We start from the raw sequence: 19,314 nt of genomic DNA, 5'->3' as shown, positions 1-19,314 counted from the left end.
TATCCGGGTGCGCCCGAATGTGGCAGAGTGGGGGCCGGGCGGCTGTCGCCGTCCGTTGGTAGCCAAATGGGGCGGCGATGAACGGCGGATCCAATCAGCCCGGAATCATCATCACCTTCCATTCGCTGCGCGGGGGCATCGGCAGCACCATGACGCTGGCCAACGTCGCCGTCATTCTCGCGACCGCGGGAAAACGCGTCCTGGTGGCCGACACCGGGCCCTCCGCACCGGCGCTGCGGCGCTATCTGCTGAGGTTCCAGCCGGCCGCCCCCGAGCCCGGCGCCGCGCCGATCCGCCTCGACCTCGGCCCGCTCACCGATCAGGGCGGCTGCCTCGACCTCGCCGTCACCGTGGACGACGAGGCCGCGGGCCCCGCCGGATGGGGCGAGCCGGCCACCGTGCGCAAGCGGCTGCGCGACAGCGGATACGACTACGTGCTGGTCCGGGTCCCCACCCGGACGGGCGCCGCGGCGCTGCGCTGGTCGGCGATGCTGTCCGACATCGCCGTCATCGGCTTCCCGCTGAGCCCGTCGGCCATCGCCGAGGTCGCCGACGCCGTCGCCCAGATCGGCACGACGGGCGGCGTCGCGCGGGTGCTCCCGCTGCCGATGATGGTCGACCGGAGCCGCACCGCGCAGCTTGCGGCGGCCCGGCGGCGGCTGCGCGAGGAACTGGGGGAGTCCGAGCTGGTCATCGACACCGACGTGGAGATCCCCTACAGCGGCGACCACTACTTCACCGACGCGCTCGCCGTGCTCAGCGAGCCCGCGGGCGGCGGCGGCCTGCGCGACGCTTACGAGGGCGTGGCCGGGCGGATCACCGGCGGGCTGGTCACCGGCGTACGCCGCGTCTCGGTCGTCTACACCGCCCGCTACCGCGCGTGGGGGGAGTGGCTGGCCGCCCAGATCGCCGGGGCCGGCCTGCGGGTCAGGGAGATCCCGCTGCGCGGCCTCGCCGACGAGGCCCCCGACGGCCTGAGCGACGACACCCTCGTCCTGGTGGTCTCGCCCACCCGGATGAGCCTGGACGAAAGCGACCGGCTCGACGCGCTGGTCGGCCTGTGGCGCGACGGCGGGGGCGAACACGCCGAGGGCGGCCTGGTCTTCGTCAGGGTGGACGACCACACGCTCGCCGGCCCCCCCGAAGGCGTGCAGGAGCTGGACCTCCGGGGCGAGGAGGAGGCCGACATCAAGGCCGACCTGCGCCGGCGGCTGCGCATCCGCGACCCGCTGCCCGTCGGCGCCGGCGGCACGCGCTTCCCGCGCCTGCCCACGACCCACAACCTGCCCTCCGCCGAGCGCGACTTCGTCGGCCGGGAGCGGCTGCTCCTCCAGTTACGCGACCGGATGCTCGACTCGCCCGACGGGCGCTGCGTGATACACGGCGGCCCGGGAGCGGGCAAGAGCGAGCTGGCGCTGGAGTACGCCGAGCGCTTCCTCGGCGGCTACGACATCGTCTGGTGGATCCAGGCCCGCAACGAGGACAAGGCCCGCGAGGGCCTGAGCGCCCTGGCCCACCGGCTGGAGCTGTCCGAGGGCGGCGACGCGGTGGCCGCGGTGCTGCGCTATCTGACCGCCGCCGCCGAGCCGCGGTGGCTGCTCGTCTACGACGACTTCGGCCAGGACGAGGAACTGCCCGGCCTGGTCCCCGACGAGGGCGGGCACGTCATCTTCACCACCCGCACGCGGCCTCCCGCCGACCGCCCCTCCCATGTGCAGGTCGGCCCGCTGTCCCCGATGGAGAGCGCCGCGCTGCTGCGCCGCGGCGACCCGCACATCACCACCGACGACGCCCTCCAGGTGGCCGGCATGCTCGGCGGGATGCCGCTCGCGATGGAGATGGCGCGGGCCTGGCTGGCCAGGGCGGCGAGTGATCCGGGCCGCGCCCGCGTGCCGCTGCGCGACCGCGCCGCCCAGGCCGTCGCCGAGCTGCGCTTCACCTACGGCAGGGTCATGGCGGGCCTGGAGGCGGACCGCGGCGCCCGCGCCGAGCCCGGGACCACCCCCGATCCGATCGCCTCGCACGAGGCGATGGTGGGCGCCGCCCTCGCCGCCCTCGACCCGGCCGAGCTGTGGCTCATGCAGGCGTCCTCGTTCCTCAGCCTTGACGGGGCCTCCCTCGACCTGCTGCGCTCGCCCGCCTTCCTGGGCGAGCTGTACGGCGAGGGCGGGCCGTTCGCCGACCCGCTCGACATCGACGTGACGATGGAGAGCCTGCGCGGGTACGGCCTGGTCAGGATCGAGCACGGCCGCGCCGGTGCGCTGCGCACCCACCGGCTGATCCGCGACACCGTCCTGGCGTCCATGCGCGGCCCGACCCTGGAGCGCCGACGGGAGGAGGTCCTGCACGGCCTGGCCCGGTTCGCCCCCGCCGAGAACGAAGGGCCCGACGACCTGCGCGCCCGCAGGCTCGCCGAACTCAATCGGCATGTGCTCACCAGCGGCGCGGTCAAGTGCCCGCACCTGCCGGTGCGCCGCTGGGTGATCGGCCAGGTGCGCCATCTGTACCAGCTCCAGGACTACAGCGCCTGGCGGCGGGCCCGGCGGCTCGGCGAGCAGGCCCTGGCCGAATGGAGCGCGAGTCCCGACCCCTCGCTGATCCCCGAGCTGCGCGTGCAGCTCGCCAATGTGCTTCGCGAGCTGGGCGACCACACCGCCGCGGCCCGGCACGGCGAGGCCGCGCTCCGCATGCTGGTGCGCCGCGGCGAAAAGTCGGTAAGGGCGCTCGACGCCGCCATGGCGCACGGCGCGGACCTACGCGCCAAGGGCGACTTCGGGCTGGCCTACCTGCGCAGCAGCGCCGCCTGGTCCGGCTTCGAGCGGCTGCTCGGCGCGCAGAGCCCGCACACCGGGCGGGCCCTGAACAACCTCGCGGTCTCCGCCTCGCTGGCCGGCAAGCCGTACGAGGCGGAGGAGCTGGCCCGGCGCTGCCACCTCGACCGGCTGTCCCTGTACGGCGAGACCTCCCCCGCCGCCTGGGGGACCGGCTGCAACCTGGCCTACTTCATGCGCGAGCTCGGCGACGCGGCAGGCTCTCTCGACCTGCTGCGGCGCGGCCTCGGGCTGCTCGCGCCGGTCCAGGTCAAGGCGGCGGGCCCGCGCAGCCTGCTGCTCCTGCGGATCGAGTGCGGAATCGCGGTGTGCGAACGCAGGCTCGGCCGTTCCTTCGAGGCGCTGAGCCGCGACACCGAGGCGCTGGAGGAGCTGTGCGAGGTGGTCGGCGAACGGCACGCGGCGACCGTGCTGTGCTCCGCCGCCGTCGCCGCCGACCTGCACGCCGAGGGCGACCACGCGGGGGCCGTTATCCGTGCCCAGCGGGCGTTGGCCGGCTTTCGCGACGTGTTCGGCCGCGACCACCCCCATGGCTACGCGCTGCAGGCCAACCTGGGCGCCTACCTGCGCGCCGCGGGCGATGCGGAGGAGGCGGCGCGGCTGGGCGCGGAAAGCTGTGCGGTGCTGGCCGACCGGCTCGGCCCACGCCACCCCCTGACGCTCGCCGCCGAGGTCAACCACGCCAACAGCCTCGCCCCCAGGGACAGGAATCTGGCCGTCGACCGGATGGCGACCGCCCTGGAACGCCTGCTGTACTTCTACGGACCTGGCCATCCGCATGTGCGGATCTGTGAGCGCAACCTCGCCGACCTGCGCAGAGAGGGCCTCGGGGGACGGCGCGACCCCAGTCGCCGGCGTGACATCGACATCGAGGTCATGCCGTACTGAGCGGCACTGACGGAAAGGACGGAGATGACCGCGAAGGAGGACCCGCCCGCGTGCGTGATCCGGCGCTCCTCGTACGGCGGCGCCGCCTACGAGAACATCATCGCGTTGTGCGAGGACGAGTTCCGCGATCCGCAGGGCCTGCACACCGTGAGCTACTTCGACCACGGCTTCCACGGCTTCTCCGCGGACCTGTTCCACACGATGCCCGGCCGGTTCGGCGAACGCGACGCCGAGGCGGTACGCGAGGGCTACGAGAACGCGTTCCATGAGTTCGTCATCAACGTCGAGCGGATGGACCGGCTGCTCGCCGACCTGGAGACCGGCGACCTCATCCGCACGGTCGTGGAGACCTCCGACGGGGCCATCCACTGCGACTGGGTCTACTCCGGCGAGTACATCGTGGGGGCGACACTGGACACCACCGCCGTGGAGTCCATGGACCGGAAGATGTCCGCGCTGGCGACCCGGATCAGGAAGCTGGCGTTCAACCAGCCCGGCCGGATGCCCGGCGGCGACATCGAGGCGGAGCCCGCCGGGCTGGCCGAGCCGGTCACGCCCTACCTCGCGCGCGGCGAGCTGCTGGGCGAGGCCGCCGCCCGCGCGCTGCGCGAGGTCTGCGTTCCCCGGCTCACCGCGGGCGACCTGCACTACGTGGCCCTCCACGTCGACTGGGAGTTCCGCTTCTCCGCCGACGTCTTCGACAACCCTGCCCTGGACTCCTGGTTCCACCGGCTGACCAGGGACCTGCGGCGCAAGCAGTACCTGGAGGTGGCCCGGCGGCTGCAGCGCGACCTCGCGGAGCTGACGCACGCCCTGTGGAGGTTCACCCACGAGCCGTTCCGGCGCGTGGTGCTGGACGTGGAGTCCGGCGCGATCTTCGTCTACCCCTTGAACCGCAGCGGCGCCTTCCTGCTCGGCGTCACCCTGTTCCAGCCATTGGTGCCGCACGCCGAGGACCGGATGCGCGAACTGCTGCCCGACGTGGAGCGGGTGCTGGATGAAACGCCACCCTGAGGACCACCCTTTTGACGAGGTCCGTTCCGGCCTGCGGCGGCCCAGGGCGCGCCCGCGGCTCTCGCCCGCCGCGGCCCGGCTCGCGGTGGCCGTCACCGTGGTCGCCGCGGGCGCGGCGTCGGCCGGCGCGGTGCCGGGCGTCGCGCAGTCCGTCGGGTCGCCGCTCTACATGTACGCGGTGACCGCCCTGCTCTCGATCGGCCTCTACAGCAGTGCCCATGGCATCTCCCGCGAGGTCACCAAGGATCTGCGCACGGTGGTGCTCGCGGTCACCGTCGGGGTGCTGCTGAAGGCGGTCCTGATCGGCGGGGTGATGTACCTCTCCTGGCCGCGGGCGGAGGCACTGCTGCTCGGTGTGGCGGTCGCGCAGATCGACCCGCTGTCGGTGGCCGCCCTGATCGGCAGCTCGCGCATGTCGGCGCGGGCGAAGAACCTGCTGCTCGCGTGGGCGTCGTTCGACGATCCGATCACCGCGCTGCTGACCGTCTACTTCACCGCGATGTTGCTCGGCGGGCGCGGCGGTGTGGGCGCGTACCTGACGACCACCTGGGGCAACGCTCTGCTGGCCGGGGTGGTGCTGCTCGGCTGGGCGGTGGCGAAGTGGGCGGCGGGCCGGTACGACTGGCCGGTCCTGCACGACCCGCCGACCAGGCGGATCACCGGTGTGGCCGTGCTGCTGGCCGCTCTGGTGGTGGCGGTGCAGCAGTTCCTGGTGCTCGGCATCGCGCTGATCGGGCTGTTCCTGCGGCCCGGCATCGAACGCGCGCTCGGCCGGGTGCTGTCCGTCGCCTTCCTGGTCGCGGCCTTCGCGCTGGGGATGCTGCTGCCCGGCGGCGTCGAGCCGGTGCGCGGCGCGCTGCTCGGCGTGGCCGCGTACGCCGCGCAGGTCATCATCGGCGGGCTGATCCCGGCGCGCGGCCTGACCGGGGTCGAGCGGGTCTATCTCGCCCTCGGCCAGCAGAACGGCATCACCGCGATCATGCTGGCGCTGGCGCTGCTGCCCAGCGTGCCGGACGCGGTCGCCGTGATCGCCCCCGCCATCCTCACCGTGAACCTGCTGCACCTGATCGCGAACACGCTCTGGGAACGGCTCGACGCCGCAGGGCAGGAGCGCATGGCGGAAAAGATCAGCCAGGTGCGGGTGGGCGCCAAAAGGTAGAGGTGCCCGGTCGCCGGGGCCGTCACGCCCGGTTCGGCTGCTGGCTGAATCTTGCCCGCCGCATCCGGCGCGCCCCTAAAGTTATGGGCAGGCGGAGCACCCGCCGGCGCCCATTGCGATCGCCCACGCCGGTTCGCATACGAAGGCCAAGAGTCCCCGACTCAGTGCGCGCCGGCAGTTGCGCGGCCTGATCGTGCCGCCCCGATCGGTGGGATGCGTGGGGCCCGTCGGAGGGCATGATGGCCGACGATCGGCACATGGTGAGCGACGACCAGCACGACCCGTGCGGGGATCGGCGGCGAAGAGCCGTGCCCGGCAGGGCGCGCAGACGCGCCATCAGGGCCCGCGCCGCGATGTCGGGCGTCCCCTATTCGGTGGCTGCGCGCTGGCCCGAGGCCTGGCCCGGCCAGTGCGAGACACCGGCCAGCCGTGGCCGCACGATCTACCCGGCGGGCACCGACGGGCGGCGGCGCCGCCTGATCGGCCGCCGCGCCCGGCGCACCTTCCACCAGCGGGTGCAAGACGCCCGGATGGCCGCGGACCTGCCCCGCGGCCGGGCCAGGCACCTGGTCGAGCGGTTCCCGCCGGCCCGCGGCGACAGCGGCACCGGCGTGGGCCCGCTCTACCACGGCGAGGCCCGCGAAGACGTGCTCGCCTTGGCCTACTTCACCGTCGCCGCCGAGACGCGGTCCATCGTGCCCGCGCCCGGCGAGCTGGCCTGGACGGCCGAGCTGGGCGAGGAGACCGCGGTCGACACGATGTGCGCGCTGATCGACCGCATGGTCCGGCTGGCGCTCGACGCCGAGCCGGCCACACTGCGCCACCGGGCCGCCGCGGCGATCCTGGCCGGGGCCGCCCACCGCGGCTTTCGCACCCGCGACGAGGCCGCACGGCTGGCGGCGGCCATCGCCCCGCACGATCCGGCCCGCTGGGCGGAGCTGCCGTTCACCGGCGCGCGGCAGATCCTCGACGCGCTGCTCGTGGTCGCCGAAGACGGCCACGCCCCCGGCACCCGCGTGCGGATCACCAACGGCCCGCGCGCCGGGTCCGGGGCGACGATCGTGGGTGCGATGTGGGGCCTGACCGGCCCGCCGCTCGCCTACCGGGTGCATCCTGACCGCTCCCAGACGGCCATCGTCGCCGATCCCGACGATCTCGTCGTCCTCACCCGCGACAGCGGGCCGTCCGCAGTGCCCCCTCAGGAGGTGTGATGTTCGAAAGGTTCACCGATCGCGCACGGCGGGTCGTCGTCCTGGCCCACGAGGAGGCCAGGGCGCTCAACCACAGTTGCATCGGCACCGAGCACATGTTGCTCGGGCTGATCCGCGAGGGCGAAGGCGTCGCCGCCAAGGCGCTGGACGGCCTCGGCCTGGGCCATGAAGTCGTCCGGCGGCAGGTCGAGGAGATGATCGGCAAGGGCCGGTCGGCGCCGTCGGGGCACGTTCCGTTCACCCCGCGCGCCAAGAAGGTCCTTGAGCTGTCGCTCCGTGAGGCTTTGCAACTGGGCCACAGCTACATCGGCACCGAGCACATGCTGCTCGGGCTGATCCGCGAGGGCGACGGCGTGGCCGTGCAGGTGCTGGTCAGGCTGGGCGCCGATCTCGGCGCGGTACGCGAGCAGGTGCTCCGCCTGCTGCACGGCCTCCAGGCCGGCGACCCGGCCGGCGCCGGAGGCAGGGAGGAGTCCGTCCCGGCCTCATCCGCGGTGCTCGACCAGTTCGGCCGCAACCTGACCCAGGCCGCCCGCGAGGGCAAGCTCGACCCGGTCATCGGGCGCGAGAAGGAGATCGAGCGGGTCATGCAGGTGCTGTCCCGCCGTACCAAGAACAACCCGGTCCTGGTGGGCGAGCCCGGCGTGGGCAAGACCGCCGTGGTCGAGGGGCTGTCCCAGAAGATCGTCAAGGGCGAGGTGCCCGAGACGCTGAAGGACAAGCAGCTCTACACCCTCGACCTGGGCGCCCTGGTGGCCGGGTCACGTTACCGCGGTGACTTCGAGGAGCGCCTGAAGAAGGTGCTCAAGGAGATCCGCACCCGCGGTGACATCATCCTGTTCATCGACGAGCTGCACACCCTGGTCGGCGCGGGCGCCGCGGAGGGCGCGATCGACGCCGCCAGCATCCTCAAGCCGATGCTGGCCCGCGGCGAGCTCCAGACCATCGGTGCCACCACGCTCGACGAATACCGGAAATATCTGGAGAAGGACGCGGCGCTGGAGCGCCGGTTCCAGCGCATTCCGGTCGCGGAGCCGGGGCTGGGTCACACGATCGAGATCCTCAAAGGGCTGCGCGACCGCTACGAGGCCCATCACCGCGTGATCATCACCGACGGCGCGGTGGAGGCGGCGGCACGGTTCGCCGACCGCTATATCAGCGACCGGTTCCTGCCGGACAAGGCGATCGACCTGATCGACGAGGCGGGTTCGCGGATGCGCATCCGGCGGATGACCGCGCCGCCGGAGCTGCGGGAGTACGACGAGAAGATCGCTAACGTCCGTTACGACAAGGAGTCCGCGATCGACGCGCAGGACTTCGAGAAGGCCGCCGCGCTGCGCGATCGGGAGAACGAGCTTCAGCGGGGGCGCGAGCGGCGCGAGGAGGAGTGGAAGGCCGGCGACATGGACGTGGTGGCCGAGGTCACCGAGGAGCTGATCGCCGAGGTTCTGGCGACGGCCACCGGCATCCCGGTGTTCAAGCTCACCGAGGAGGAGTCCCAGCGGCTGCTGCGGATGGAAGATGAGCTGCACAAGCGGATCATCGGGCAGGACGATGCGATCAAGGGCCTGTCGCGGTCGATCCGGCGGACGCGCGCCGGGTTGAAGGACCCGCGGCGTCCGGGTGGGTCGTTCATCTTCGCCGGTCCGTCCGGTGTGGGGAAGACCGAGTTGTCCAAGGCGCTGGCGGAGTTCCTGTTCGGTGACGAGGACGCGCTGATCATGCTGGACATGTCGGAGTTCATGGAGAAGCACACGGTCTCGCGGCTGTTCGGCTCTCCTCCGGGTTATGTCGGGTATGAGGAGGGTGGCCAGCTCACCGAGAAGGTGCGGCGCAAGCCGTTCTCGGTGGTGTTGTTCGATGAGATCGAGAAGGCGCATCCGGACATCTTCAACTCGTTGTTGCAGATTCTGGAGGACGGCCGGCTGACCGACGCTCAGGGCCGGGTGGTCGACTTCAAGAACACGGTGATCATCATGACCACCAACCTGGGCACGCGGGACATCTCCAAGGGCATCGGGGTCGGGTTCGCGCGTAACAACGACGCGGAGAGCAACTACGACCGGATGAAGTCGAAGGTGCAGGAGGAGCTGAAGCAGCACTTCCGGCCGGAGTTCCTGAACCGGGTGGATGACACGGTGGTGTTCCGCCAGCTCACCAGAGACTGGGTGCTGCAGATCGTGGACCTGATGCTCGACGGGCTCGCCGAGCGGCTGAAGGACCGCGACCTCGGGCTGCGGGTCACCAAGGACGCCAAGCAGTTGCTGGCCGACCGGGGCTACGACCCGGCGATGGGCGCCCGGCCGCTGCGGCGGACCATCCAGCGCGAGCTGGAGGACACCCTGTCGGAGAAGATCCTTTACGGCGAGCTGCGCCCGGGTCAGGTCGTCAAGGTCGCCGTGAAGAACGACGCCCTCGTGATCACCAGCGAGCCCAAGCGCACCCACCGCCGCACACCGGATCCATCACTTCTCTAGCGGTTTCTGGCGTGGCCCCTCCGACCTCAAGAAGGGAGTCCGGAGTACTGGATCAACATGGCGGTCCGGTAGGGGTTCCGCCGGGTATGTCACTTTCCGCGGAGGCGGCGGTGAATGACCGCTCGTGGGCCGGTCCCGCCGCTAACCCCGGGGCCCGCCCCGCACAAGGTACTGAACCGCTGTGGCGGCGCTGTGTGTGAGGTGAATTCCCGGGGTGTGTTGGGGGAGGCGGCCTGAATCGCGCGGCAGCGCTGTGCGGTTTGTATCGAGTCATCGAACACGCTGGAGGCCGTACCGAAGCGCGCCGCTGCCCTATGCTCCGAACCCCGGGACGCCCCCTGGCATGCGGCCGTACAGACCCACGCCGACTCGTGTCACCGGGCGTCAGAGGTGTTTGACCTTGCCGGTGGCCGGGTCGCGGTGCAGGTGGATCAGGATCGGCCCGTAGGCGTACTCCGGGCGGCCGTTGGGGTGCAGGCGGGCCGGGCGCATGATGGCGCGGGCCTCGCCCAGGCAGGCGCGTAGTTCCTGGACGAGGTTGACCAGGGCGTTCGCCGGGTCGTCGGTCACGCCGGACACATGGTGGCCGGGCTCGCGGACCTCCCAGACCAGCAGCAGGGTCTCGCTGAGCGGGCGGCGGTGAGCGCACGGCTGGTTCATCGCGGGTCTCCTCGTGCGGTGAGTCGCGCGGACTCGGGGAGCGAAGTGGCGGCCATGGCCCCGGGGCACGACGGTCCGAGGCCATGGCCACGGGATCTGTGGCCGGTGGGAAGAGCCGGCCGGGACCGGCGTGTGGGGTGATCTGAGCCGGAGATCCCGTGCAGCGCTGGCTGCCCTGTCATAGTGGTCCCGTGACTCTCCGCACACCAACGGTTACCTGTCGCCGGATGGTCCGGCGACAGGATTGGCGACAGGAGGCGCGGCATGCCTGACCAGAATTCGCCTGATGTCGCCCGGTTGCTGGCCGACGAACTGCGTCGCCACCGTGGCGACACCACCCTGCGCGAGGTGGCCCAGGGGGTTCGGACTCACCACAGCGTGCTGTGGCGGTATGAACAAGGGTTGCGGATTCCGCCACGGGACACCGTTGCCCGGCTGGACGCGCTGTACGAGGCCAAGGGCGAGTTGATCCGGCTCCGTGAGGCTGCGGCTGATTTAAGGAATCAAGCTCGCAAAGGCGGTAAAAATCACGAAAACGGTGATTATGAAGATATGGAGCGCCGCCGTCTTATTCAGGCCGCCGCAGTGGGTGTCGGTCTGACCGCGATGGAAAATCATGAGCGGGTACGGCAACTTCTCTCGCTGGACCAGGACGATGACAGTCGCAGCGTGGAGGAGTGGGAGAGTACCTGCGAAGACCTGCTGCACGGGCTGCGTGTACGGCCCGCCGCCAGGATTCAGCAAGCGATCGGCATCGAGCTGGACGCCCTGCTTAGGGAACGTCAGCGAGCTTCCCCGGCGCGCAGGGAGGATCTGCTCAGGATTCAGGCGGCTCTCGCAGCCCTGTATGCAAACGCACTGGGGCGGCTGAGCGAGCATGAGGCCGCTTTGCGTTGGTGGCGTACGGCCCGCCGGGCGGCCGACGCGTCGAAGGATCAGTACTTGGCGATCGGGATCCGGGCGACCGAGGCCGGGAATGCCCTCTATGGCCAGCGATCTTCCGGCGTGGTGTTGGAGCTGACCCGGACGGCTCATGGGCTCGCCAAAGGGGTGCCGAGCTGGGGTCTGGTCTATGTACTGTGCGGGCAGGCCCGGGCGGCGACCGTACTCCAGCGTCATGACGAGGCATTGGCCGCGCTACGCAAGGCCGAGGACTTGGCCGGCGGTGCCGAACTCCCCGCGCCAAGCGTGATGCCCTCGTATTGGAATGGGGGCCAGGCCACGGAGTGGACGTCCAGCATGGTCTACGCCGGGGCGGGTGATGAGGACCGTGCGGCGCGGGCCACTGGCATGGTGATCGCCAACAACTGGGACTATCAGCATCGAGCCGCCGCGCGGCTGCACACGGCGCTCTGCACGGTGGCGAACGGCGGGATCAAGGAAGGGCTGACCGCCGCGACGGAGATCATCGGCGCCGCGCCCCCCGGTCATCGCACCAATGTGGTGACCCACACCGCCCTGATCGTGCTGAACGCTGTACCACCGGAGCACAAAGCCTCACCCGCCGCCGTAGAACTTCGTGCGACCCTCGGGATGGATGTCTGAGCGCTACCTTGGTACGGACTCGTCACTTCGCCGGAATGGTGAAAAGCGTGATGGCGGAAATGATGAGGATATGGAGCGCCGCCGTCTTATTCAGGCCGCCGCACTCGGTGTCGGTGTGACCGCAATGGACGATCATGAGCGGGTGCGGCGGCTTCTCTCGCTGGACCGGGACGATAACGGTCGCAGTGTGGAGGAGTGGGAGCGTACCTGCGGAGACCTGCGGTATTGGCTATGTACGCGGCCTGTTGACAAGGTTCGGGATGCGATCGGCGTCGAGCTGGACGCCCTGTCGAGGCAGCGCCAGTGGTCTTCTCCGGCACGCTGGGAAGATCTGCTCAGGATTCAGGCTGCTCTGGCGGCCTTGTACGCGAATGCGCTGGGGCGGTTGAGCGAGCACGAAGCCTCCCTGCGGTGGTGGCGTACGGCCCGGCAGGTGGCCGACGCGTCGAACGACCAGCACTTGGCGATCGGGATCCGGGCGACCGAGGCAGGTAATGCCCTCTACGGTCAGCGATCTCCCGGTGTCGTGTTGGAGCTGACCCGCGCCGCCCATGGGATCGCCAATGGGGTGCCGAGCTGGGGTCTGGTCTTCGTGCTCTGCGCGCAGGCCCGGGCCGCCGCCGTACTCCAGCGTCACGACGAGGCATTTGCGGCGCTCCGTCAGGCCGAGGCTCTGGTCGGCGGGGCCGAACTCCCCGTGCCCAGCGTGATGCCGTCCTACTGGAGCGACGCCTGCCCCGCCGAGTGGACCGCCAGCCTGGTCTATGCGACGGTCGGCGATGAATCCCGTTCGGCGCAGGCCAGGACAACGGTGTTCAGCCATAAGGACTACCAGTACCGTGCCGCCGCCCGGCTGCATGGGGCGTTGGCCACGGTGGCGAACGGTGGGATCAAGGAAGGGCTGGTCGCGGCGACGGAGATCATCGATGGTGTGGTGCCCGGCCACCGGACCAACACCGTCACCTACACCGCCCTACTCGTCCTGCAGACCGTTCCGCCGGAGTATCGAAGCTCGCCCGCCGCCGCAGACCTCCGCGCGGCGCTCGGCGAGGACGCCGGCCGAAAACGCGCTATCGAACAGTAAATGGACTGGCGTTTGGACATCGCTCGGCCGCAGAGTGCAACGTCGGCGAGCTGTTAAGGAGAGCGATAGTCCATGCGTGCGGTGATGAACACTGAGGACGGTATTCGTACGGTCGACGTGGAGGAGCCCGATGGCGACGGGGTTCGGCTCTCGGTCGTCAGCGCGGGGATCTGCGGGACCGATGTCAACTTCGCCGCGCGCGGCGTCACCGGCTACATATACGGCCACGAGTTCGCCGGAGTCGCCACCGACGGTCACCCCTATTTCGTCGAGCCCACCATCTACGGCGGTCGCTGCGAGGAGTGCCGCGCCGGCAACGTCCAGCGGTGTACCGAACCCGGCCACGGCAATCTCGGAGTCTTTAGCGACGGCGGGATGGCGGAAGCGGTCGTGGTCCCGGAGTACACCTTGCTGCCTCTGCCTTCCGGGTTGCACGTCAAGGACGCCTGCTTGATCGAGCCGGGCGCGGTGGCCTGGCACGGGGTACGGCGGGCACAGGTGCTGCCGGAGGAGCGGGTCTTGATCATCGGAGGTGGCGCGATCGGGCTGCTGGCGGGGGCGACCCTCCAGTGGCAGGGGCGGGATGCGGACCTGAAGGTGCGCCACGATCACCAGCGGGCCGCCGCCGAGCGACTGGGCATTGGACGGCCCACGGGTTCGTACGACGTGGTGATCGATGCCGCGGGGGGCGAGTCGAGCCTGGTCGATGCCGCCGAAGCCGCTCGCCCGGGAGGCCGGGTGGTGTCCCTGGGGGTGTACAGCGACACCATGCAGGTCCCGGGCGCGCTGAGTCTCACCAAGGAGCTCACCTATGTGAACAGCATGGCCTACGGACGTCACCATGGCATCCGTGAGACCGTGGAGGTCGCGTCCATGCTGGCCGACCGGCCGGAGCTGACAGAGACGATCATCACGCACCGGTTTCCGCTTGAGGATGCCGCCGAGGCGTTCCGCGTCGCCGCCGACCGGAAGTCCGGAGTGATCAAGGTGGTCATCGAACCCTGATCGGCGAGCGAGGCGTTCCCGGTCGGCGGAGGTTCGGCGGAGGTTCGGCGGAGGTTCGGCGGAGGTTCGGCGGAGGTTCGGCAGAGGCCAGGTCAGACCGGCTCTGTCCTGCGGCCGAAGCCGCCGGGAGGCCCCGGACGGCAGGACAAGCTCAGATGCAGACCACGATCTTTCCCCGCGTGTGTCCGCGCTCGGCGTATGCGTGCGCTTCCGCGATCTGCTCGATGGGGTACGTCCGGTCGATGCGCGGTGTGTAGCGGCCCTGCCGGCCGAGTTCGCCCGCTGCGGCGAGGAGCGTGGAGTCGTTCTCCGCGTTGGCCAGATGCACGCCCAGGCGCTGCGCGTTGGCGTGGTCGGCGACCGTCGAAACACGAGCGGCGTCGCCCACGATCGCGATGAGGTCGGTCAGGGAGCCGGAGGCCGCGGTGTCGAGCGCGATGTCGACACCGTCCGGAGCCAGAGGGGCGAGGCGCTCCGCGAGGCCGGTGCCGTAGGTGGTGGGAACGGCTCCGAGGGAGGCCAGGAACTCGTGGTTGCGTTCGCCGGCCGTCCCGATCACGGTTGCGCCCGCAGCCACCGCGATCTCGACCGCGGTACTGCCCACGCCTCCTGCCGCGCCCTCGATGAGAAGGGTGCGCCCACGCAGCGGACCGAGCGCCTTCAGCCCGCCCAATGCGGTCACGGACACCAGACCGGCGCCGGCGGCCTGCTCGTCGGTCCAGGTGGTGGGCGCGTGGGCCCAGGCCGAGAGCACGGCCAGCTCCGCCGTCGCGCCGGTCACGCCGCCCAGCCCGAAGACACGGTCGCCGATGCTCACCCCCTGTACGCCCGCCCCGATCTCATCGACCACGCCGGCGGCGTCACGCCCGGGAATGGCGGGCAGGTCCACGGGAAGCACCTCGCGCGCCGCACCGGAACGCACCTTCCAGTCGATGGGATTGACGGCGGCTGCCGCGACGCGGACACGGATCTCGCCGGGCCCGGGATGCGGGTCCGGCACCTGCTCGACCACGAGGGTCTCCACGCCGCCGTACTCGTGATACCGGACTGCGCGCATGACGTTCTGCCTTCCGCGTAGGTGAATGTTCGGCGAGCGCCGACGCGCACTACGCTAGAACCTGACGTTGGCGTCAGGTGCAAATCGGGCTGACCGCCCGGACGGAGGAGGACCGATGCGCATCGGTGAGGTCGCCGCGAAGGCGGGAGTGAGCGTCCGGGCGCTGCGCTACTACGAGGAACAGGATCTGCTCCAGGCCGATCGCAGCCCTGGCGGTCAGCGGCATTACCCCGACACCGCCGTCGGCCGGGTCCGGCTGATCCAGCAACTGTATGCCGCGGGTCTTCCGAGCAGAGTGGTCCGCCAGGTGCTGCCTTGCGTGGACTCGGGTGAGGCGGAGCCGGCACTTTTGGACCAGCTCACGGCCGAGCGTGTCCGCATCGACCAGCGGATCATCGACCTGCTCGCGGTACGCGACCGGCTCGACGACGTGATCGCCATCACGCGAAACCCTGAATCCGCCGACTGCTCTCACATGCAGTGAACCCTTTTCAACCGGCTGCTTGCACCAGGTCAGGGGTGCCTCCGTCGAGCTGGGGGCGGGTCTGATAGCCCGGCAGGACGCCTGGTCATGCGGGTACGGCATCTCGCTTACCGCCCCTGACCAGGGAGCTTGAGGATGAAAAAGGCTCAGTGAAGATCACTGCGGAAGCCGTCGTGTATCTCCCGGACGAAGCCGGCGCAGGTGGGCGAGGGCGCGTTCTACGCTCCGCTGCTGGGCACCCAGGACACCGGGCACTGCCGGATCGGTAAATCGGAGCAGCCGGCCGGTCCCGTGAATCGGTGCTGTGGCTGGCGATCATCGGTTACCCGCCGAGGCCCCCGGCCAGTCGGCGGTGGTCAGTCGATGGAGCCGCGGCTGCCGGAGAGGACCAAAGGGCGGATGTCGGCCGGGAGGCTTTCGCCGACCTTGTCCAGCACGCGTCCCGTGGTGGCCTCGCCCGCGACCTCCATCACGACCCGTACGAGGTAGGCGGCCTGCGTTTCCTTGACGCCCGCCCGGTCGGCCACGCGGCGGATGAACTCATGCCGGTCGAAGCCCATCCCGCTGCCCATGCCGCCGTGGACCTCGGTGCGTCTGAGGTTCTCCCCGATCTCGTGCGGCAGTTGCGCGGCGAGGTTGTCGGCCAGCCCTTCGGGCACTCGTTCGCCCAAGGTCTCCAGCGTGGCCCGGCAGGCGCGTTCGGCGTGCGCGCGGTCGGGCAACCGGGCTCGGGCCTGGACCTGCCCGATGAATTGGTCGTGCCGCATGATGTCCTCCTCCTCGCTGATCCATACCTTTCGAGCCCATGTATCCGGGTTAACCGCCTTCTAACCCGGCCCGATGGTCAGGCGCGGAGGCTGGCTCCGCCGTCCACCAGCAGTTCGTGCATGGTGATGTGCCGGGCGTGGTCGGAGGCCAGGAAGAGCACGGCCTCGGCGACGTCCTCCGGCAGCGCGACCCGGCCGAGCGGCACGCCGACGCGGAAGGCGGCCGGGTCGCCCGCCAGCACCGCATCGAACGCCCCCGGTTCCTCGCCGCCGGGCAGCCCGCGGAGCATCGGGGTGTCGGTGGAGCCGGGGGACACCACGTTGCAGCGCACGCCGTGCCCCGCCAGTTCCAGCCCCAGGCAGCGGGTGAACATCACGGCCGCCGCCTTGGAGGCCGCGTACGCCGCCATGCCGATCCGCGGCACCGAGGCGGCGTTGGAGCCGACCGTGACCACGACGCCCGAGCGCCGCCCGGCCATGTGCCGGGTGACCGCCCGCGACAGGTTGAACACCCCGTCGGCGTTGACCGCGAACGACAACCGCCAGGTCTCGTCGTCGGTCTCGCGTACCGAGGCCGCCCGCAGCACCCCCGCGACGTTGACCAGGATCTCGATGGGCCCCAGGTCGCGTTCGACCGCGGTGACCGTCTCCTCCACCGCGCGGGCGTCGCGCACGTCGAGGAGGTAGGAGGCGACCCCGGGCTGCGCCGACGCCTGGGTGTCGGCGGCGGCGACCTTCGCCCCCGCCCCCGCCAGCGCGGCGCACACCGCCGCCCCGATCCCTCCCGCTGCCCCGGACACCAGGGCGATCCGCCCCTCGACACCTTTCATGATCAATACTCCTTCAGCGTCTCCACTCAGAGATCAGCAGCCAGGCCAGGTACGCGCCGCCGAGCGACCCGGTCATCACCCCGACGGGGAGCTGCACGGGGGCCAGCAGCCGCTGGGCCACGAGGTCGGCGCAGACCAGCAGCAACGCCCCCATCAGGGCCGAGGTCACCAGTACCGGCCCGGACGGGCGGGCCAGGCGGAAGGCGAGCTGCGGCGCGGCGAGGGCCACGAACGGGACGGGCCCGGCGGCGACGGTCGCCATCGCGGTGAGCCCGACGGCCAGGACCATGAGCGTGAGCCGGGCGCGCTCCACCGAGATCCCGAGGGCCGCGGCGAGCTCGTCGCCCAGTTCCAGCAGGGCCAGCCGCCGTCCGGCGAGCAGCGTGACCGGGACCAGTACGGCCAGTGTCGCCACGAGCAGGTGGACCTGCCCCCAGGTCCGCCCGTTGAGGTTGCCGGTCATCCAGGTGACGGCCACGTGCGCGTCGGCGAACTCGGCGCGGGCGATCAGGTAGACGTTGAGCGCCACGAGCCCGCCGTTCACCGCGATGCCGACGAGGATCAGCCGGTAGCCCTGCACGCCGTTGCGGAAGGCCAGCAGGTAGACGGCCAGCGAGGTGAGCAGCCCGCCGGCGAGCGCGCCGCCCGCGACGGCCGCGGCGCCGCCGCCGATCACGATGATCTGGAGCAGCGCCCCGGTCGAGGCTCCCGTGGTGAACCCGATGACGTCGGGGCTGCCCATGGGGTTCCTGGTCAGGCTCTGGAAGACCGCGCCCGCCAGGGCGAGCGCCGCGCCGGTCAGCACGGCGGTGAGCACCCGGGGCAGCCGCAGGGTCAGCACGACGAACTCGTGCGCGGTCGTCCCCTGCCCGGCCAGGACCCGCAGTACGTCGGGCGGGGAGATCTGGTAGGTGCCGGTACCGACCGCGACCACGAAGGCGGCCACGAGCAGCGCCGCGACGGCGGCGGCGGTGAGCACCGAGCGGCGTTCAGCGCGCAGCACCACCCCGCCGGGCGGGCGCAGCGTGATGAAGGCGCGGCGGGAGCGCGCCGGGGCGCTCACAGCCGGGCCAGCCTTCGCCTGCGGGCCAGCGCGATGAAGACCGGCATGCCGACCAGCGCGGTGACCACCCCGGCCTCCAACTCGGCGGGCCACAGCACGAGCCGTCCGGTGATGTCGGAGACCAGTACGAGCACCGGGCCGAGCAGCGCGGCGTACAGCAGCGACCAGCGGTTGTCGGGGCCGACGAGCAGGCGGGCGGCGTGCGCCACGACCAGGCCCACGAAGCCGATCGGGCCCGCCGCGGCGGTGGCCGCGCCGCACAGCAGCGTGACGGCGATCGCGCCGAGCAGCCGGGTACGGCCGGGCCGCGCGCCGAGCGCCCGCCCGGCGTCGTCGCCGAGGGCCAGCAGGTTGAGCGGCCTGCCGAGGCTGAGCGCGAGGGCGGTGCCCACCGCCATGAACGGCGCGACCTGGACGGCGACCGACAGGTCGTGCCCGCTGAGCGCGCCCGTTCCCCAGTGCCGGAACCGCTCGAACGCCTCCGGATCGACCAGGACGAGCGCCTGCGTGGAGGAGGCGAGCGCGGCGCTGACCGCCATGCCGGCGAGCGCCAGCCGTACCGGGGTGACGCCGCCCCGCCCGGTCGAGCCGATCAGGTAGACGACCGTGGCGGCGGCGGCCGACCCGGCGAAGGAGAACCAGATGAACCCGGGCAGGTTGTGCAGCCCGAAGGGGCCGACGGCGACGGCGATGGCGACCACCGCCCCCGCCTCCACGCCGAGGATGCCGGGGTCGGCCAGCGGGTTGCGGGTCAGCGCCTGCATCAGCGCGCCGGCCAGGGCCAGCGCCGCGCCGACGCCGATCCCGAGCAGCGTGCGCGGCACCCGCATGTCGTGGACGACGAAGGCCGCGTCGGTGCCGTCCGGGTGGAGCAGGAGCCGCAGCACGTCGCCGGGCGGGATGGCCTTCGAGCCGATCGCCAGACTGGCCAGCGCCGCGAGGACCAGCAGCCCCGCGGCCAGCAGCGCGCCCCCGGCCCGGATCGCGGCCGGCCGCACGGCACGCCGCGCCCCGCCACCCCCGGCCGCGGGCGGCGCCTGCGCCAGATGCCCGGCGGTCATCCGCGGTACCCCCCGGGCAGCGGTATCTCGCCGCCGGGCGCCCACGACCACCGCAGGCACGGCGGCGCCCCACCTCCGGTCGCCGAGGGCTGTGGTGGGCGTACCGGTGGGCCGTCGCCGCGCGAGTAGGGCCGCGGCAGGGGCCCGGCCGGTGGCTCCACGATTCCGGCCGGGGGTT

15 protein-coding genes are annotated in these 19,314 nt (G+C 71.4%); 9 read left to right on the top strand and 6 right to left on the bottom strand.

The features are described from left to right. Nucleotides 1-77 precede the first annotated feature (77 nt). The 5 genes from fxsT to ACH34R_RS00345 all read left to right on the top strand — a co-directional run bounded on the left by fxsT (nucleotide 78) and on the right by ACH34R_RS00345 (nucleotide 9,580). Complete coding sequence (gene fxsT, locus ACH34R_RS00365) at nucleotides 78-3,719, top strand: FxSxx-COOH system tetratricopeptide repeat protein (RefSeq protein WP_397559267.1); 3,642 nt, start codon at nucleotides 78-80, stop codon at nucleotides 3,717-3,719. Between the two features lie 24 nt (nucleotides 3,720-3,743). After that, nucleotides 3,744-4,733, top strand: a complete 990-nt coding sequence (locus ACH34R_RS00360; RefSeq protein WP_397559266.1) for a hypothetical protein — start codon at nucleotides 3,744-3,746, stop codon at nucleotides 4,731-4,733. After that, on the top strand, nucleotides 4,717-5,892 hold the full coding sequence (locus tag ACH34R_RS00355; RefSeq protein ID WP_397559265.1) for a hypothetical protein: 1,176 nt from the start codon (nucleotides 4,717-4,719) through the stop codon (nucleotides 5,890-5,892). Before ACH34R_RS00360 ends, ACH34R_RS00355 begins: the two co-directional genes overlap by 17 nt. Before the next feature lie 236 nt (nucleotides 5,893-6,128). Continuing rightward, nucleotides 6,129-7,103 (top strand): hypothetical protein, encoded by a 975-nt coding sequence (locus tag ACH34R_RS00350; protein WP_397559264.1) that lies wholly within the window; start codon nucleotides 6,129-6,131, stop codon nucleotides 7,101-7,103. After that, nucleotides 7,103-9,580: an ATP-dependent Clp protease ATP-binding subunit gene (locus tag ACH34R_RS00345; RefSeq protein ID WP_397559263.1), complete on the top strand. Its 2,478-nt coding sequence runs from the start codon at nucleotides 7,103-7,105 to the stop codon at nucleotides 9,578-9,580. Before ACH34R_RS00350 ends, ACH34R_RS00345 begins: the two co-directional genes overlap by 1 nt. A gap of 384 nt (nucleotides 9,581-9,964) precedes the next feature. Here ACH34R_RS00345 and ACH34R_RS00340 read toward each other — a convergent pair whose 3' ends face one another. Beyond that, nucleotides 9,965-10,240, bottom strand: a complete 276-nt coding sequence (locus tag ACH34R_RS00340; protein ID WP_397559262.1) for a hypothetical protein — start codon at nucleotides 10,238-10,240, stop codon at nucleotides 9,965-9,967. A gap of 264 nt (nucleotides 10,241-10,504) precedes the next feature. Between ACH34R_RS00340 and ACH34R_RS00335 the strand changes: the two genes are divergently transcribed. The 3 genes from ACH34R_RS00335 (at nucleotide 10,505) to ACH34R_RS00325 (ending at nucleotide 13,874) form a co-directional block, all read left to right on the top strand. Continuing rightward, nucleotides 10,505-11,785 (top strand): helix-turn-helix domain-containing protein, encoded by a 1,281-nt coding sequence (locus tag ACH34R_RS00335; protein WP_397559261.1) that lies wholly within the window; start codon nucleotides 10,505-10,507, stop codon nucleotides 11,783-11,785. A gap of 70 nt (nucleotides 11,786-11,855) precedes the next feature. Continuing rightward, a complete protein-coding gene (locus ACH34R_RS00330; protein ID WP_397559260.1) occupies nucleotides 11,856-12,869 on the top strand; it encodes a hypothetical protein in 1,014 nt (337 codons plus the stop codon). Between the two features lie 72 nt (nucleotides 12,870-12,941). Beyond that, nucleotides 12,942-13,874 carry a zinc-binding dehydrogenase gene (locus tag ACH34R_RS00325; RefSeq protein ID WP_397559259.1) on the top strand — a complete coding sequence of 311 codons (933 nt, stop codon included), beginning with the start codon at nucleotides 12,942-12,944 and terminating at the stop codon, nucleotides 13,872-13,874. A gap of 151 nt (nucleotides 13,875-14,025) precedes the next feature. On the opposite strand, the gene ACH34R_RS00320 is transcribed toward ACH34R_RS00325, so the two are convergent. Next, nucleotides 14,026-14,931, bottom strand: a complete 906-nt coding sequence (locus tag ACH34R_RS00320; protein WP_397559258.1) for an NADP-dependent oxidoreductase — start codon at nucleotides 14,929-14,931, stop codon at nucleotides 14,026-14,028. 115 nt (nucleotides 14,932-15,046) lie between these two features. Between ACH34R_RS00320 and ACH34R_RS00315 the strand changes: the two genes are divergently transcribed. Next, nucleotides 15,047-15,415: a MerR family transcriptional regulator gene (locus tag ACH34R_RS00315; protein WP_397559257.1), complete on the top strand. Its 369-nt coding sequence runs from the start codon at nucleotides 15,047-15,049 to the stop codon at nucleotides 15,413-15,415. 356 nt (nucleotides 15,416-15,771) lie between these two features. Here the strand turns inward: ACH34R_RS00315 and ACH34R_RS00310 are convergent, their stop codons facing one another. The 4 genes from ACH34R_RS00310 to ACH34R_RS00295 form a co-directional block, all read right to left on the bottom strand. Beyond that, on the bottom strand, nucleotides 15,772-16,182 hold the full coding sequence (locus ACH34R_RS00310; RefSeq protein ID WP_397559256.1) for a DUF2267 domain-containing protein: 411 nt from the start codon (nucleotides 16,180-16,182) through the stop codon (nucleotides 15,772-15,774). A gap of 77 nt (nucleotides 16,183-16,259) precedes the next feature. Next, entirely contained in the window at nucleotides 16,260-17,012 is a 753-nt protein-coding gene (locus tag ACH34R_RS00305; RefSeq protein ID WP_397559255.1) for a 2,3-dihydro-2,3-dihydroxybenzoate dehydrogenase, read from the bottom strand. 13 nt (nucleotides 17,013-17,025) lie between these two features. Beyond that, complete coding sequence (locus tag ACH34R_RS00300; RefSeq protein ID WP_397559253.1) at nucleotides 17,026-18,075, bottom strand: FecCD family ABC transporter permease; 1,050 nt, start codon at nucleotides 18,073-18,075, stop codon at nucleotides 17,026-17,028. Next, on the bottom strand, nucleotides 18,072-19,136 hold the full coding sequence (locus ACH34R_RS00295) for a FecCD family ABC transporter permease (protein WP_397559252.1): 1,065 nt from the start codon (nucleotides 19,134-19,136) through the stop codon (nucleotides 18,072-18,074). The genes ACH34R_RS00300 and ACH34R_RS00295 overlap by 4 nt, the downstream gene beginning before the upstream one ends. Nucleotides 19,137-19,314 lie beyond the last annotated feature (178 nt).

Source organism: Spongiactinospora sp. 9N601 (assembly GCF_044326295.1).
Taxonomy (GTDB): Bacteria; Actinomycetota; Actinomycetes; order Streptosporangiales; family Streptosporangiaceae; genus Spongiactinospora; species Spongiactinospora gelatinilytica.
Note: the sequence above shows the minus strand (reverse complement) of the source record. Positions and strands in the feature narration are given on the sequence as shown.

Coding starts and splice junctions, on each gene's coding strand:
- ACH34R_RS00325 (WP_397559259.1), top strand. CDS start 12,942: ATGCGTGCGGTGATGAACACTGAGGACGGTATTCGTACGGTCGACGTG.
- ACH34R_RS00310 (WP_397559256.1), bottom strand. CDS start 16,182: ATGCGGCACGACCAATTCATCGGGCAGGTCCAGGCCCGAGCCCGGTTG.
- ACH34R_RS00335 (WP_397559261.1), top strand. CDS start 10,505: ATGCCTGACCAGAATTCGCCTGATGTCGCCCGGTTGCTGGCCGACGAA.
- ACH34R_RS00305 (WP_397559255.1), bottom strand. CDS start 17,012: ATGAAAGGTGTCGAGGGGCGGATCGCCCTGGTGTCCGGGGCAGCGGGA.
- ACH34R_RS00345 (WP_397559263.1), top strand. CDS start 7,103: ATGTTCGAAAGGTTCACCGATCGCGCACGGCGGGTCGTCGTCCTGGCC.
- ACH34R_RS00330 (WP_397559260.1), top strand. CDS start 11,856: ATGGAGCGCCGCCGTCTTATTCAGGCCGCCGCACTCGGTGTCGGTGTG.
- ACH34R_RS00360 (WP_397559266.1), top strand. CDS start 3,744: ATGACCGCGAAGGAGGACCCGCCCGCGTGCGTGATCCGGCGCTCCTCG.
- ACH34R_RS00355 (WP_397559265.1), top strand. CDS start 4,717: ATGAAACGCCACCCTGAGGACCACCCTTTTGACGAGGTCCGTTCCGGC.
- ACH34R_RS00350 (WP_397559264.1), top strand. CDS start 6,129: ATGATGGCCGACGATCGGCACATGGTGAGCGACGACCAGCACGACCCG.
- fxsT (WP_397559267.1), top strand. CDS start 78: ATGAACGGCGGATCCAATCAGCCCGGAATCATCATCACCTTCCATTCG.
- ACH34R_RS00315 (WP_397559257.1), top strand. CDS start 15,047: ATGCGCATCGGTGAGGTCGCCGCGAAGGCGGGAGTGAGCGTCCGGGCG.
- ACH34R_RS00295 (WP_397559252.1), bottom strand. CDS start 19,136: ATGACCGCCGGGCATCTGGCGCAGGCGCCGCCCGCGGCCGGGGGTGGC.
- ACH34R_RS00320 (WP_397559258.1), bottom strand. CDS start 14,931: ATGCGCGCAGTCCGGTATCACGAGTACGGCGGCGTGGAGACCCTCGTG.
- ACH34R_RS00340 (WP_397559262.1), bottom strand. CDS start 10,240: ATGAACCAGCCGTGCGCTCACCGCCGCCCGCTCAGCGAGACCCTGCTG.